Genomic DNA, 14994 nt, shown 5'->3' with positions numbered 1-14994 from the left:
GCGCATCGTTTGTGGGGATTTCTTTGTGTCCTTCAAGCTCAATCGTTAAGGTCAACGATTCTGGTTCCATGAACTTCTTTTACACCTAGTGTATCGGCAACTTCTTGGGCATTTTCAAAGGAAATGCCACCGCCAGGTAAAATCGTTAAACGCTCACCAGCATAGGCGATCAATTCTTTCAGACGATCGAAATTTTCTTCAATTGGAGTGCCTGCAGCACCACCATGGGTCAAAATCCGCTGTACCCCATGCTCAGCTAACCAATCGATCGCCTTGAATTGGCGCGCTGCAGGAATCGCGTCGAACGCCATGTGAAAAGTAACCTGCAAGCCTTCTGCGGTTTCTAACAGTAGCTCCAATGCTTCTTCGTCCAACCAGCCGCTAGGTGTTAAGCAACCTAGAACAACGCCGTCTGTTCCTAATTTTTTTGCTTCGATCAAGTCGGTATGCATGATTTTCAATTCTGTATCATTGTAAACAAAATCACCGCCCCGAGGTCGAATGATCGTCATAACGGGTATTCCTTTTTCGCCAGCATATTGCAGAACTTCTTCTTGCACGCCGGTACTTGGTGTTGTTCCGCCGACTGCTAAATTATCACAGAGTTCGATGCGCTTTGCACCTCGGGCGATTGCTAAGGGAATATTGGTATAGTTTTCTGCACAAAATTCTTTTAACATGATTTACCTCCATTTGATGGGTGTTCAATTGATTTGTTATTCTATCCACTAGCATTCTACCACAAGAATATGCTAAAGTAGAGCAGAGATGAGGGAAGTTGAATGTTAAAAAAAATCGATCGCGGGCGCCTATTTTTAAACGCCCATTATCACTTGTTTGAATGTCCATTGTGCCGCCAAGCATTTTTCCCGACCGAAAATGGCTTGGTTTGTCCAAATCGTCATCGATTTGACTTATCAAAGAAAGGCACACTTTTCTTTTTGGATCATCAAGTCAAAGCAGATTATGATCAAGCACTGTTTTTGCCGCGTCAACGAATGATCGCTAGCGGCATGTATACACCAGTCCTTGAGACCATCAAAGCAGCTTTGGGAGATGCTAAGCATCTTTTAGATGTTGGCTGCGGGGAAGGCAGTTTTCTGGGTCAGCTGGTCAATGAAAAGACTCAGGCGGCTGTCGGCTTTGATATTGCCAAGGATGGAGTCTATCTAGCAACCAATCAAAACGTACCAGCTTTTTGGTGTGTGGCGGATCTGACCAACCTGCCGTTTGCTGAAGCGAGCTTTGATACGATTTTCAATCTATTTTCGCCGTCAAATTATGGGGAGTTTAACCGCATTCTAAGAAAAGGCGGACAGCTGATCAAAGTGGTTCCTGCGGCGGACTATTTAAAAGAACTACGAGCCGCTTTTTATCCTGATAACGAAACAAAACAGCAGTATTCGAATGAACGGGTCGTTAGCAAATTTTTTGAACACTATCCCAACGCATCCCGTCAAAGAGTGACGCATGTTTTTGCGATCCCTGAAGAAAATCGTCAAGATTTACTTGCCATGTCCCCGTTAGAGTGGGGGGCTTCGGAGGAACGCAAAGAAAAGCTGCGACAAACCCCTTTGACACAGATTACGGTTGATGTTGAGGTGTTGATTGCGAAAATTTCCTGAAAATATTTTGAACTTTTTTGTTATTTACTCTTGCAATCATGCCATGGGAGTGATATATTGTTCTCAAGTCATTTTTCATTGGTTTTTATCAGGTTCCTGTTCTGATAAAAGTTAGTGAAAAGAGCTTCACTAACGTAACGACTCGCAGTGATCGACACCGAGTTGGTACGTTTTTTTTATGCCCAAAAAAGCGCCCAAAAAATGTTGTTTCTAGAAAAACAAGCGTGCCAAAATATGGTACTATAGAAGTTATTGAAGTAGTTACTGAGCATGCAATGGAAAACGTAACGTTTAACGACACAAATCAATGCGAGAACCGATCGGCAGTAACCGATCGAAAGGAGTTTTTATCTATGAATCACATCGTTCTTTTTGAACCTCAGATCCCAGCCAATACGGGGAATATTGCACGGACGTGTGCAGCAACAAATACTCATTTACACTTAATCGAGCCTTTAGGCTTTTCAACGGATGACAAGCAATTGAAGCGTGCTGGGCTTGATTATTGGCACGATGTCAATATTACCTATCATAAAGATTTAGCTGCTTTTATGGACTTTTTAGGAGCGCGTCCGTTGTACCTGATCTCGAAATTTGCCAATCGCGTGTATTCTGATGTCGATTACACCGCAGATGACGATCAGTTCTTCATTTTTGGGAAAGAAACGACGGGGCTTCCAGAAAGTTTTATGCGTGAGCATGCCGAAAAATGCTTGCGGATCCCCATGAATGATGAGCACGTTCGTTCCCTAAATCTATCAAATACGGCGGCTTTGATCATTTATGAAGTTTTGCGGCAGCAAGGATTTCCGCAGTTGGAATTGACGCATCATTACGAGAACGACAAATTAGACTAAGAAGCGAGGCTTTTTCGATGCAATTATACTTTACCCGTCACGGAAAAACAGAGTGGAACCAAGCACGCCGCTTTCAAGGAATGCTGGGGGATTCGCCGTTATTGCCAGAAAGTTATGACGAGATCAAATTACTCGGTGATTATCTGGCAGCTATTCCTTTTGAGAAGATTTACTCAAGTACATCTTTGCGAGCAAAAGTGACTGCCCAAGAGATCCAAGCAAGACTCCAACACCCTGTTGAAATCATTTATAATGAGAACCTGCGAGAAATCGGACTCGGTGAATTGGAAGGTCGGTCCATCGATGAAATGCATGAAAAGTATCCCCAGCAATTGACTGATTTGCGTAATCACCTGGATCGATACGATCCCAGTGCCTTTAAAGGTGAGCCGATCCAAGAAACATTGAGCCGAATCGAGACCGTCGTCATGGATGCGGTGATGCAGCATGAAGGCCCATTATTGTTCGTCGGTCATGGAGCATCCTTTACGGCTGCTATACAGTGGCTTGCAGGCAAACCATTAGCCGAATTAAGAGAGCAAGGTGGATTAGTCAATAACAGCGTTAGCTTATTAGAGACGAATGAACAAAAAGTATTGCCTTTTGAACTAAAAGTTTGGAATGAAGCAAGCTTTTTAAGCAATCAGGCAGGATTAGACGCTTTATTGTAAACCATGAAAGGAGCGGCACCATGATTCCAGAAAGAACGTTTTTTGTCGGCCATGTTGCCGCCATCTTTTTCCAGAATCCCAGCAATTTTTATAAAGTACTATTAGTTAAAGTCACTGAGAATAATGCCGACTACAAAGACTCGGAGATCGTCGTTACTGGTAGTTTCGGCGAAATCCAAGAAGAGGAAAAGTATCGGTTTTTTGGTGAGCTGGTCAATCATCCCAAGTATGGCGTTCAGTTGAAGGCCGAAAGCTACCAACAAGAACAACCGACCTCTGAACAAGGGTTGATCGCCTATCTTTCTGGAGAAAAATTTCCAGGGATCGGCAAGAAGACCGCTGAAAAAATCGTTGATCTTTTAGGAGAAGAAGCGATCGATCGGATGTTGGAAGAACCAACATTGTTGGAGCAGATTCCAGGATTGAATGAAAGTAAGCAAAAAATGATTTTAGATACCGTTCGGCAAAATCATGGGATGGATCAAGTGATCGTTGGCTTGAGCCGTTATGGTTTTGGTAGTCAGCTTTCTTTTGCAATCTACCAAGCCTACAAAAATGAAGCATTAGCAATTATCGAAGAAAATCCTTACCAGCTGGTGGAAGACATTGAAGGCATTGGCTTTAAACGCGCAGATGGCATCGCTGAGCAGCTAGGGATCGAAGCTTCGTCACCGCAACGGTTTCGAGCCGCAGTCTTGCATCAGATCTTTGCCCAATCCTTGCAGACGGGTAATACCTTTATCCACGCCCAGGACTTGTTAGAGCAGACACTGCGTTTATTAGAGACGAGTCGTCCTATTGAGATCGCGCCAGACGACCTGGCATCAACGATCATTCAATTAGTGGAGGAAGGAAAAATCCAGCAAGAAGAAACTCGTTTATATGAAAACAGTTTGTACTTTTCTGAGTGGGGAATCGCTAGTTCCATCGAACGCTTGCTTTCCCGCAAAAAAGAGATCGTGTATCCTGAGAAAAAAATCAGCAAAACGCTGCGAAAAATTGAGAAGCATTTAGGCATCACCTATGGTTCTTCGCAAGAAGAAGCAATCAAAGAAGCCATTCGTTCGCCATTGTTTATTTTGACAGGAGGACCTGGTACTGGGAAAACGACGGTGATCAATGGGATCGTACAATTGTTTGCTGAATTGAACGATTTGGACTTAGAACCATCAAAATACAGCGACGAAACCTTTCCGATTCTCTTGGCAGCACCGACTGGTCGAGCCGCCAAACGAATGAACGAAACGACTGGCTTGCCAAGTGGTACGATCCATCGTTTGTTAGGCTTGAACGGACGTGAAAAAGCGCCATCGATCAGTCCAAAAGAATTAGAAGGCGGCTTACTGATCGTCGATGAGATGTCTATGGTGGATACATGGCTGGCGAATACCCTCTTTAAGTCGATTCCTACGAATATGCAAGTGATTTTTGTGGGGGATAAAGATCAGCTTCCTTCTGTGGGACCAGGGCAAGTCCTTCATGACTTGCTAGCGATCGATGCGATCCCGAAACAAGAATTGACGGAAATCTATCGTCAAGACGATGGGTCAAGTATTATTCCACTCGCCCATGCCATAAAAAATGGGCAGCTGCCTGCTGATTTTACACAAAACCAAAAAGATCGTTCTTTCTTTGCGTGTGATGCTTACAAAATCGAACCGTTGATCGCTCAAATCGTGAAACGGGCAAAAGACAAAGGCTACACGCCGCAAGATATTCAAGTGTTGGCACCGATGTATCGTGGGGCAGCGGGTATCGATGCCCTTAATAAAATGATGCAAGAGATTTTTAACCCCAATGATGGGACCAAAAAAGAGGTGACCTTCAATGATACGGTGTATCGTATCGGCGATAAGGTCTTGCAGTTGGTAAACTCTCCTGAAGATAACGTGTTTAATGGCGATATGGGGCAAATCGTTGGGATCACTCTAGCCAAACAGTCGGAAGACAAGATCGACGAGCTGGTCATTCAATTTGATGCCAACGAAGTAACCTATAAGCGGAATGAATGGAACAAGATCACGTTATCCTACTGTTGTTCGATCCATAAATCTCAAGGCAGTGAATTTCAAATGGTCATTTTGCCGATGGTTCATCAATACCAACGCATGCTGCAGCGCAATTTGCTATATACTGCTGTGACCCGCAGCAAAGAGATGCTGATTTTACTTGGTGAACCACAAGCGTACCAAACTTGTGTCAATCACGAATCTGCGACTCGTTTAACCACGCTGAAAGAACGCATCAATGGCACAGAAAAAATGACGCCGTTGCAACGAGCAAAATTGGCCCAATTTGAAGAAGCCGATGATCCATTTTATGATGATTCCTCTGTTGACACGAAAGTAAAAACGTCTTCGACGAAGATAAAGGAGCAATCCAGCACTGAAGTTACTGCTAACAAGCAAGCAGTAGAAAAGACCTCAGATAGTGGGCTTGATTTGTTTGCTTTTGCCGAGACGGAGCCGTCAGCATCAAATCAGATAGAAACGGCAAAGCCTCTGTCAGGGGATAAGGTTCTAAGTGAAGGGACCACGGGGGAAGAAGCACTCATCGAAGAAACGCCGAACGATGGTGTATTGACTTTAACGATGGTCAAAAAGCATTTAGTGGATCCAATGATTGGCATGAAGGATTGTTCTCCATACGACTTTATGCCCACAAAAAATGGTTGATTCAAAGATGAGAAAATACTAAAAAAGGGTCGTTAGTGAGCGCTTTCTTTTGGTTTTTTAGCTTCTTATGCTAAGCTAAAATCAAAAGGAGGCGTTACGTTATGGCGAAAGAAACCGAAGATAAATTAGCAAAATTAGCGAAAGAATCTGGCAACGACTTTAAAAAATTAGATGAGATGGAAAAAGAATTCAAATTGGATGAAAGTCCTGAGTCAGAACGAGGCGATCGGGAAGAATCAGGGTTAGAAAAAACGTTAGATAAGGCACCGATTTTTCCGCCTAACACACCGAATAATCCAACGAATCCTGGCAGTCCTGGAAATCCATAGCTTGTCCACCAAAAAACTACGACAGTCGGATATTCGAATAGAAAACAAAAAGCCTGAAGAATGCAGCTTCGCATTCTTCAGGCTTTTTTGCAATCGATGAGGTTTACTTTAAATGCTGATAATAATAGATCGCTAATTGCGTGCGATCCCGCAACTCCAGCTTTTCTAGTAATTGACTGATGTAATTACGAATGGTTCCATCACTCAAATACAAGGCATCAGCGATTTCTTTATTGTTTTTACCCGCTGCTACTTCTTTGATGATCGCAAGTTCACGTTCGCTAAAAGATGCTTGATTATCTATCGCTGGTTGGTTCTTCATCATTTGCGTGAAGGTCTCGACGATCTCATTCCCAAAGACAACTTGGCCATTATAAGCGGCTTTGACAGAAGGGATGATCGCTTGCAGGTTCTGTTTGATCAAATATCCTTTGACACCGATAGAAAAGGCTTCACGAATGTATTCTTGATCTTTGAAGGTGGTCAAAAGCAAGAGGATCGCTTGGGGAAATTTAGCCAGTATTTCTTTGGCAGCAGCGATCCCAGTTTGTTCCGGCATACGGATGTCGGTCAACAAAACGTCAGGACGATGGGCTTCGTAAAGAGCAATGGCGTCTTTGGCACAATGACCGATACCCAACACCTGAATCTCTTCTGTGCTTTCAAGAATGGTTTGTAACGAGGTCGTCACAAACGGGTCATCATCAATAATGACTACAGTAATCATTGGTGTTCCTCCTTTGGTAAAATGATCGTCAACTGAAAGCGTTGGTTTTCTTGCAAAATATGAACTTGACCTTGCAGCTCCTGGACCCGTTGACGCATCGTTTTCAGACCGATTCCGCTGTTTGCAGTTTGGGGTGAATTGACGTCCTCGTTGGTGATTTGCAAACGGTAAAAGGCGGGCAGCGTGCGAAAATGCACGACAACGGTTTTGGCATGACTGTGTTTGATGCTGTTGGTCAAGGCTTCTTTGATGACCATTAAGAAACAGTTTTGCTGTGCTTCGCTCAATCCTTCAAACAAGTTTCCTTCAATCGTTATGGAAGAGGGGAAATCAGCAATCAGAAACTCTATGGCTTGCGGAAAAGAAATCGATGTTTCATGGAGATCATGAACGCTTTGCCGAATGCGATCCATCCCAGTGTGAACCGTTGCACTCAAATTTGCTAACGGCACCTTTAATTTCGGCTCTTGATTGATCATTTCAAGCGCACCAATTTGTAAAATGGCACTCGAAAGTAGATGGCCGACATTGTCATGGATATCTCGCGCGATTCGATTTCGTTCTTCCGCGATTTGTAAGGCTAATTTTGTCTCTTGTGACAGGGCTAATGCTTTGTTTTGTTCCGATAACTGCTGCTGCTTTTCCCAATGGGTATCTTTTGAAGCAATATATTTTTTCTCAAGATCGATCATTCGCTGCTCTTTTTTTCGTAAATAAAAAGCGAAAAGCAGTAGCAGGATGATAAAGGCGAGCTCAGTGGGTGAATGGTTGCCAACCGTCGAAATCAACAAAAAACCTAATAGGAATAAACCATCATCTTGTCTTTCTTTTGGAGCGATCACCCGCATCATTGCGGGCAAAAAGAGGGCAAGCGCTGGCCAAAAGGCACATAGCAGCAACAGAATAACTTGAAAAAACCAGTTTGGTTTCTTAGGCAGCAAATAACTGACGCCAGTAAATAAAACAGCGATCAGCAGATAGATGACTTGCACAGCAACAAATCCTTGGTTTACCAATAAGAACAATGAGATAGCGAGGAAAAAGCCCGCTTCGGTGAGTGGTCGATAGTTCGTCATAGGAGACTCCTTCATTGTGACAAATGTCATGGTTGGTTTAGCCAATCGTCACTAGTTTCTTTCCTTGAACTTTATTATAGTCAGATTAACAAGAAATTTGGAAGGAGTTTTTCATCATGATTATCGAAATTGATAAATTAGTAAAACGCTATGGTGATTTTGTGGCGTTGAACCATTTTGATCTGCAAGTTCAAGAAGGAGAAGTTTTAGGATTATTAGGACCAAACGGGAGCGGAAAATCCACCGCCATCAACTGTATGCTCTCTTTGTTAAATTATGACAAAGGGACCATTAAACTGTTTGGATCAATCATGACGCCGGAAAATTATGCCGTCAAGGCAATGATTGGCGTCGTTCCTCAAGATGTTGCCGTCTTTGAAGAACTTAGTGTGCAAGAAAATATCGATTACTTTTGCGGTTTATATGTTGCTGACAAACAGAAACGCCAAGCCTTGATCGAAGAAGTGATTCAATTAGTGGGATTGGAAAATTTTGTGACGTTTCATCCAGGCGAGCTCAGCGGTGGGTTGAAGCGACGATTGAATATCGCCTGCGGGATCGCTCATAAGCCGCGCTTGATCTTTTTAGATGAACCCACGGTAGCGGTCGATCCTCAAAGTCGGAACAAAATTTTAGAAAGTATCAAAGAACTGAATCGTCAAGGAGCGACGATTGTTTATACGACCCATTACATGGAAGAGGTGGAGATTCTTTGTGACCAGATCGTGATTATGGATCAAGGACAGGTGATTGCTAAAGGAACCAAGGAATCTCTAAAAGATATGGTACGGACAGCGGATCGTTTGACCATCGATATCCCTTTACTACCTGAGCCTGTATTGACAACGATTCAGCAAACCATTGCTTCTGATGGGATCGCCTATAAAAACGGTCAGCTTGAAGTAACAACGACGGAGCTGAATACAGTTTTATTACCGATTCTGACGCTCTTACAAGCAGAGCATATCACTTATGGAAAAATTGCAACCAAAGAAGCCACCTTGAATGATGTCTTTTTAGAGATCACGGGCAAGGAATTGAGAGACTAAAGGAGGGAATCACAATGTTTTGGCATTTTTATAAATACCGCACAAAAGTATTGCTGCGAAATAAATCCATGCTGTTTTGGACGTTGGCGTTTCCTATCCTCTTAGGTCTAATGTTTATGGCTGCCTTCGGGGAGATCGATCAAGCGGGCAATCTAGAAACGATCACAACGGGGATCGTAAAGACTGGAGATCAAACAGCGCTTTCGGAAAATTTTTCCACCGTCCTTGAACAAGTAAAAATCAATGAAAAACCATTATTTGAACTCGAGGAATTACAAGAGGCAGAGGCATCTGAGAAGCTGACTGCCGGTGATTTAGCTGGGTATTATCTGATTGATGATGAAACCATTTCTCTGCATGTGGGCCAAGCGGGCATGAGCCAGTCGTTGATGAAAAATGTAATGGATCAATTTTTACAACGCACAGCAATCATTGCTAGTAAAGCGGCAGAACTTGAGAGCCTTGATCTGGCACCAATTCTATCGGCTTTTGAGCAGGAAGCGACTTTTCAAGAAGTGAATGCTGATCGTGATATGAGTTTCAAAAGTTTCTATTTCTTTACGTTGATCGGGATGGCGATCCTCTACGGGACGATGTGGGGTGTCCGCAATGTCCAGGATCAGCAAGCCAATCAATCCGCGAATGGTATTCGGCTTTCCTTGATACCAAGGAAACGGACATTGGTTTCAAGTGCGAATTTAGCGGCGAGTTTTACGATTGTGTTAGTCGAAATCTATCTTATCTTAGCCGTCTTTCGTTTTGTCTATCAAGTAGACTTCGGACAACGTTGGCAGTGGTTACTGCTGGTTGCCGCATTAGGATCATTGTGTGCGATTTTGCTAGGGACATTGATTGGGAATCTAACACCAAAATTGAACTTGGTGCAAAAGGATGGTATTTTGGTCTCCGTGACGATGGCAATGAGCTTTTTTGCCGGGATGATGGGCTCGGAACAAATCAAGTATTGGCTTGATCTGCATGTGCCACTGTTGGGGCAAGTGAATCTCGTCAATTTGATCAGTGAAAGCCTGTATCAATTGTACTACTATACAGATTTGACTAGCTTTTATACCAATCTTCTATGGCTGACTGGTTTTATCGTCCTATTTGCCATCGGGAATGCTTGGGTCGAAAGAGGGGTGCGCTATGACGCTTTATAAAACGATTTGGACTTTGCTTAAAGCAAATAAGTCGAACTTACTGATTGGGGTATTGATCACTGTTGTTGTCACATTCTTTTATGCACAAAGCATCGATGTCGAAAACACCTCTTTGCAAGAGGCAAAAATTGCTTTGATCAGTGAGGAGGAGTCGCCTGTCGTGGATGGTCTCCGAGCCTACTTAAAAGAAAAGCAAACCTTGGTCACTTTGGATGGCACCTCGCAAAAAGAAATTGATGATGCGCTTTATTTTAATCGTGTAAACATCGTCTTGCATGTGCCAGCAGATTTCACTCATCAAGTTGAGGCAGGCAAGATGCCGACGATCGAGATTCAAAGTCGACCAGATGCCTTTTCTAAAACAGTCGTCACTCAGCAAGTGAACACTTTTTTACAAACAGTCCTTTTGTTTCAGGAGGAAGGCAAAACCGTCGGATCGGCGATAGAACAAGCGCAATCTGCACTGGCGGTCACAGGGGATGTGAAGCTGAGTGCAGAGTATGGGCAGCGAATGAAAAAACTGTTGACTGGCATGACCTTTAACTTATTGTCTTATGGGCTCTTTCTCTCGGTATTTAGCGGGTTTGGTGTGATCAACTTGGCATTCAATCGCAAAGAAATCAGCAAGCGAAACCAGAGTGCACCACTTCCGAAGCGTGTATTGCAGCGGAAAATCCTTCTAAGTTTGATCAGCTACTCGCTACTCTTGACCTTCGGCTTTCTACTACTGATGGTGTTATTAGTGATTCGCACGTCTTGGGATACAGCAGCCTGGTACCACATTTTGAATACGTTCTTGTTTTTATTGCCAGTTATCAGCTTTTCAGCTTGTGTCACTTCCCTGGTGAAAAACTCAGAAGCAATCGGTGGGATCAGCAATATCTTCATAACAGGAAGTTGTTTTGTCGGTGGTGTCTTTGTATCCGCGAATTTCCTGCCAGATATCGTCAATAAAATTGCAGCGTTTACGCCAACCTATTGGTTTGTACAAAACAATACATTGATCAGTGAAACCCTCACTTATAATCAAGCGTTCACGGAATCCTTTTGGTTCAATGGCTTCGTACTAGTTGCTTTTGCTGCCGTGTTTTCAATGCTCCAATTTATTTTGGGAAGAGAAGGAAGCCGTCGTTGGCAATACCACTCGGCGAAAAATTGATGATCGAACGTATAGAAAAACGATACAAATCAGCAGCGATTTGTATCGTTTTTTTATGGGCACCAGAATAATTGTGAAGCCGTGGTAAAGGTAATATCAAAGGGGCGTTGCCCCATTTCCTCGCCATCTTCTTGTCCATGTTGAGGAACGGTGGAGATGATTCTCAGCTTCGAAGTGGAAAGATGGTGAAAGTAACGTGAATTCATGTGTTTCTTTCGCATCAGTAAGCCGATCAGCCAAAAAATCTTAAAAAGCGACACACGTTCGACAAGAACGAAATCAAACTTTTTCTCTTTGACTGAAGCAGTTGGGGCAATCGCCACACCGCCGCCAAAGTAAGGATGATTGGTCGTGGTACATAAAAAAGCTTTTTTGTAACTGAACTGCTGCCCATTGCACTCAACTAAGATCGGGAAGCCTTTTTGGCGAAACAAAACCCGAATAATTGCAGCGATATAGGAAAAGGAGCCAAGATTAAACTTATTTAGATTGCTTTTTGCCACAGAGTGATTGGTGGTATAGACGATTGCCGCATCAAGACCAATCCCGACATTGTTAAGGGCAATGCCATTTTCTTCTTGGATCTGCTCCTCATAACGGATAATGGTCAATTCTTGAGGTTTAGTAGTACCAGCAATTTTCCAAAATGCTTTTTCTGGTTCCCGCGGCAACTCAATACTCCGAGCAAAATCATTTCCTGAACCAGCAGGGATATAGGCAACGGGGATTTGCTGTTGTTCAAGTTGTAACTCTGATACTACTTGGTGCAACGTTCCATCACCGCCGATAACCACCAATAATGGAAAAAGCATCTCGCCGTTTTCTAAATAGACCTCATCCCAAGGAATGAGGCGTTCTTTTAAGAGTTTTCGTGTGATCGTTCGTTCATCACCTGGAGACTTTGTTACATAGACTTGATGGGGGAAACGATGTTTTTTTACAATTTTTTGCACACGTTCCACCGCTTTTTTCCCTCGTCCACTGCCTGAGGCAGGGTTCACGAGGAAGTGATAATAATAGTTCATTTTATGAATAGCTCCATATCGTTTTTTCGTTCAATGCGATTAATTATAGCATGTTTCGACAGAAGGAGGGGGGGACGATGCCTGAAAAAAAGAGCAAAAAAATAGATTCGACGATTGTGCTTTCTAGGTTCTCAAAGGTTCTTATGTCCACTTTGATCCTCAGGTAACGATGCCCATCGCCGAATCCTATTCAATTAGTAAGGAGTAACTCAAATTCCCACATCCTTTGTCTTTTATTCTAAGTTGACAACAATTCTTTTCTTGCAGAACCTGCTTCGTCTGCTTTACTGGGAATCCTTGCTCCTTACACTTACAGTATAGCAGGTTTTCCTATTTTAGCAATCGCTTACAATGTTTACTTTGTGCTTTTTAAAGAATTTTAAACTTTCTAAATGAAAGGTAAAGAAAAAAAGCAAAATCGATGGACAAACGATTTTGCTTTTAAAGTTTACGGCTCGAGGAGCCACGAAAGATTATTTTTTGGGATTTTTCACGAAAGTTAAAAGTAAAATTGGAATCACCAAAAATATAATCGCATTATTGATTATCAGCACATCTGAATTATTAAAATTTAATGGATTATTTTGCCAAGTTTGAATCATAAATCCCAGTAAATTATGAGTGTGAGCAATATAAAACAGAGCAGAAGTGCCTATCACATTTAAAATAATCGCGATAATGCTTAAGATTCGTACCAGTTTAATTAGTACTTTTTTCATCGCATTTCTCCTTTAATTATGGCTGCATTTCTGGTAAATTACCGAAAGCTTCTGTTAGTTTTACAGAGTCCTCCAAAATATCCATATAGCTATCGTGATAGGCCCAGCCGTCACCTAAATCAGCAGCTTCAATTGCTTCTGTAGTCGTTTGTAATTCTCTCATCAAATCAGTATAATTGCGCATGATAGAGGTGTAGGCTGTTAAGTCATACGTGTCAGGATTCGCAATATAACCCTCCACTTCTGCAATCATTTCAGCGTACGTATCGGATAATTTTTCAAGTTGTACTTCTAAATCGTCAGCAGACACTTGATTCGCTTCGCTGTCAGTTTCTTCTTCAGAACTTTCACTGATGTCGGCATCAGAATCATCAGTTTCGTCTGAATCATCTATCTCTTCATCATCTTCAGATGGCGCCGTCGTGGTTTCTGTTGTTTGTTGTGAGGATTCGACAGTATCACTTTCCGCGTCTTCACTCGAGCAGCCAGCCATAAATAAGGCCGTTACCAACACAAATCCAAATAGAGTCTTTTTCATTTGTTTGTCCCCTTTGTTCAAAGAAAACTATAATTTCTTTTTATAATTTTCGATGAATTAGTATTTTTGTATTGTAAAAAAAGAACGGTTACCATTCTTTCCTAATACTCTATCTATTTTACATTTAAGCACTTCTTAAATAAAGGAATATTCCGTTTTTTAATCATTATTTAACAATATATACGTGATAATGTTGTTAAATTTGAATAAATTTGCGCTTTCATGCGCGGGGAGGGCTTTCAAGGTAGCTGATTTTTGTTGTTTTGTAGTATTAAAACAATCATAATATATCTAACTATTTTTTTATTAATATTTCTTCCGTTTTACTTGTTAAAAAAATGCGATAGGAGTAAATTAAAGGTGTAAAAACTTATTTTAGGAGGAATTAGGATGTGTACTGCGCTAACGTATGTAACGAAGGATCATTATTTTGGCAGAAATTTTGATTACGATGTTTCTTATAAAGAAGTGGTGACCATTACTCCGAGAAATTACCAATTGAAATTTCGCAAAGTAAGTGAAATAGATCACCATTATGCGATGATCGGGATTGCTGCTGGAGTCGCTGAATACCCACTCTATTATGATGCGGTCAACGAAAAAGGCTTAGGTATCGCTGGTTTGAATTTTCCAGAAAATGCTGTATACAATGAGTTTCAAGAGGGGAAAGAAAACGTCACGCCTTTTGAATTCATCCCATGGTTACTAGGACAATGCGCTACCGTGGAAGAGGCAAAAGCCCTGTTGGCGAAGGTTAATCTGGTAAAGATCAATTTTAGTGAAGAACTACCATTATCGCCATTGCATTGGATGATTGCTGATAAAAAGAGCGCCATCGTTGTTGAGAGTATGAGTGATGGTCTTCATATTCATGAAAATCCGGTCGGGGTCTTAACGAATAATCCGCCATTTGACTACCAGTTATTCAATTTGAATAACTACCGTGTGTTATCATCGAAAACACCAGAAACGCATTTTTCTGACAAGCTGGATTTTGATGAGTACAGTCGTGGAATGGGGGGCTTAGGTCTGCCAGGAGATCTTTCTTCAATGTCCCGTTTTGTCAAAGCGGCATTTACCCGATTGAATTCCGTTTCTGGAGAATCTGAATCCGAAAGCATTAGTCAGTTTTTCCATATTCTAGGTTCTGTCGAACAGCAAAAGGGACTATGTGATACTGAAAACGAAAACTATGAATACACGATTTATACTTCTTGCTGCAATACAGACAAAGGAATCTATTACTATCGTACGTATGAAAATAGTCAAATCGTTGCAGTCGATATGAATAAAGAAGATTTGGAAGGGAATGTACCGATCTCTTATCCATTAGTTGAAGACCAACAAGTATTTTTCAGTAACTGATCCATTTTTAAAACCCCAT

General features: G+C 42.0%; 15 protein-coding genes. 9 read left to right on the top strand and 6 right to left on the bottom strand.

What is annotated here, in order from left to right; translation table 11 throughout:
• Positions 1-38: 38 nt before the first annotated feature.
• A complete protein-coding gene (locus ACTW1R_RS10305) occupies positions 39-680 on the bottom strand; it encodes a copper homeostasis protein CutC (RefSeq protein ID WP_016610839.1) in 642 nt (213 codons plus the stop codon).
• 102 nt (positions 681-782) lie between these two features.
• Here ACTW1R_RS10305 and ACTW1R_RS10300 point away from each other — a divergent pair, with 102 nt between their 5' ends.
• From ACTW1R_RS10300 to ACTW1R_RS10280, 5 genes are all read left to right on the top strand, one after another.
• Positions 783-1625: a methyltransferase domain-containing protein gene (locus ACTW1R_RS10300; RefSeq protein WP_167822048.1), complete on the top strand. Its 843-nt coding sequence runs from the start codon at positions 783-785 to the stop codon at positions 1623-1625.
• A gap of 353 nt (positions 1626-1978) precedes the next feature.
• Positions 1979-2482: a tRNA (uridine(34)/cytosine(34)/5-carboxymethylaminomethyluridine(34)-2'-O)-methyltransferase TrmL gene (gene trmL / locus ACTW1R_RS10295; RefSeq protein ID WP_015509970.1), complete on the top strand. Its 504-nt coding sequence runs from the start codon at positions 1979-1981 to the stop codon at positions 2480-2482.
• Between the two features lie 17 nt (positions 2483-2499).
• Complete coding sequence (locus ACTW1R_RS10290) at positions 2500-3153, top strand: histidine phosphatase family protein (RefSeq protein WP_015509969.1); 654 nt, start codon at positions 2500-2502, stop codon at positions 3151-3153.
• A 20-nt stretch (positions 3154-3173) separates the two neighbouring features.
• Complete coding sequence (gene recD2, locus ACTW1R_RS10285; protein WP_271814503.1) at positions 3174-5828, top strand: SF1B family DNA helicase RecD2; 2655 nt, start codon at positions 3174-3176, stop codon at positions 5826-5828.
• 101 nt (positions 5829-5929) lie between these two features.
• Entirely contained in the window at positions 5930-6157 is a 228-nt protein-coding gene (locus ACTW1R_RS10280; protein ID WP_005229738.1) for a hypothetical protein, read from the top strand.
• Positions 6158-6260: 103 nt separating this feature from the next.
• Here ACTW1R_RS10280 and ACTW1R_RS10275 read toward each other — a convergent pair whose 3' ends face one another.
• Positions 6261-6884, bottom strand: coding sequence for a response regulator transcription factor (locus ACTW1R_RS10275; RefSeq protein ID WP_010749438.1), 624 nt, complete (start codon positions 6882-6884; stop codon positions 6261-6263).
• A complete protein-coding gene (locus tag ACTW1R_RS10270) occupies positions 6881-7990 on the bottom strand; it encodes a sensor histidine kinase (protein WP_489927559.1) in 1110 nt (369 codons plus the stop codon). The genes ACTW1R_RS10275 and ACTW1R_RS10270 overlap by 4 nt, the downstream gene beginning before the upstream one ends.
• A gap of 86 nt (positions 7991-8076) precedes the next feature.
• Here ACTW1R_RS10270 and ACTW1R_RS10265 point away from each other — a divergent pair, with 86 nt between their 5' ends.
• The 3 genes from ACTW1R_RS10265 to ACTW1R_RS10255 are packed head-to-tail and all read left to right on the top strand — an operon-like array spanning position 8077 to position 11328.
• The gene (locus ACTW1R_RS10265) at positions 8077-9009 is read left to right on the top strand and encodes an ABC transporter ATP-binding protein (protein WP_015509966.1); all 933 of its coding nucleotides are present in this window, start codon (positions 8077-8079) and stop codon (positions 9007-9009) included.
• Between the two features lie 14 nt (positions 9010-9023).
• The gene (locus ACTW1R_RS10260; protein WP_156235824.1) at positions 9024-10169 is read left to right on the top strand and encodes an ABC transporter permease; all 1146 of its coding nucleotides are present in this window, start codon (positions 9024-9026) and stop codon (positions 10167-10169) included.
• The gene (locus ACTW1R_RS10255) at positions 10156-11328 is read left to right on the top strand and encodes an ABC transporter permease (RefSeq protein ID WP_156235826.1); all 1173 of its coding nucleotides are present in this window, start codon (positions 10156-10158) and stop codon (positions 11326-11328) included. The genes ACTW1R_RS10260 and ACTW1R_RS10255 overlap by 14 nt, the downstream gene beginning before the upstream one ends.
• A gap of 53 nt (positions 11329-11381) precedes the next feature.
• Here the strand turns inward: ACTW1R_RS10255 and ACTW1R_RS10250 are convergent, their stop codons facing one another.
• The 3 genes from ACTW1R_RS10250 to ACTW1R_RS10240 all read right to left on the bottom strand — a co-directional run bounded on the left by ACTW1R_RS10250 (position 11382) and on the right by ACTW1R_RS10240 (position 13610).
• Entirely contained in the window at positions 11382-12353 is a 972-nt protein-coding gene (locus ACTW1R_RS10250) for a diacylglycerol/lipid kinase family protein (RefSeq protein WP_118215478.1), read from the bottom strand.
• Positions 12354-12826: 473 nt separating this feature from the next.
• Positions 12827-13072 carry a spermidine/putrescine ABC transporter permease gene (locus ACTW1R_RS10245; RefSeq protein ID WP_074932921.1) on the bottom strand — a complete coding sequence of 82 codons (246 nt, stop codon included), beginning with the start codon at positions 13070-13072 and terminating at the stop codon, positions 12827-12829.
• Positions 13073-13088: 16 nt separating this feature from the next.
• Positions 13089-13610 (bottom strand): hypothetical protein, encoded by a 522-nt coding sequence (locus ACTW1R_RS10240; protein WP_118215479.1) that lies wholly within the window; start codon positions 13608-13610, stop codon positions 13089-13091.
• 390 nt (positions 13611-14000) lie between these two features.
• Between ACTW1R_RS10240 and bsh the strand changes: the two genes are divergently transcribed.
• Complete coding sequence (gene bsh / locus ACTW1R_RS10235; RefSeq protein WP_271814763.1) at positions 14001-14975, top strand: choloylglycine hydrolase; 975 nt, start codon at positions 14001-14003, stop codon at positions 14973-14975.
• The last annotated feature ends 19 nt before the right edge of the window (positions 14976-14994 follow it).

The sequence above is a fragment of the Enterococcus sp. R12 genome, assembly GCF_058135755.1.
Note: the sequence above shows the minus strand (reverse complement) of the source record. Positions and strands in the feature narration are given on the sequence as shown.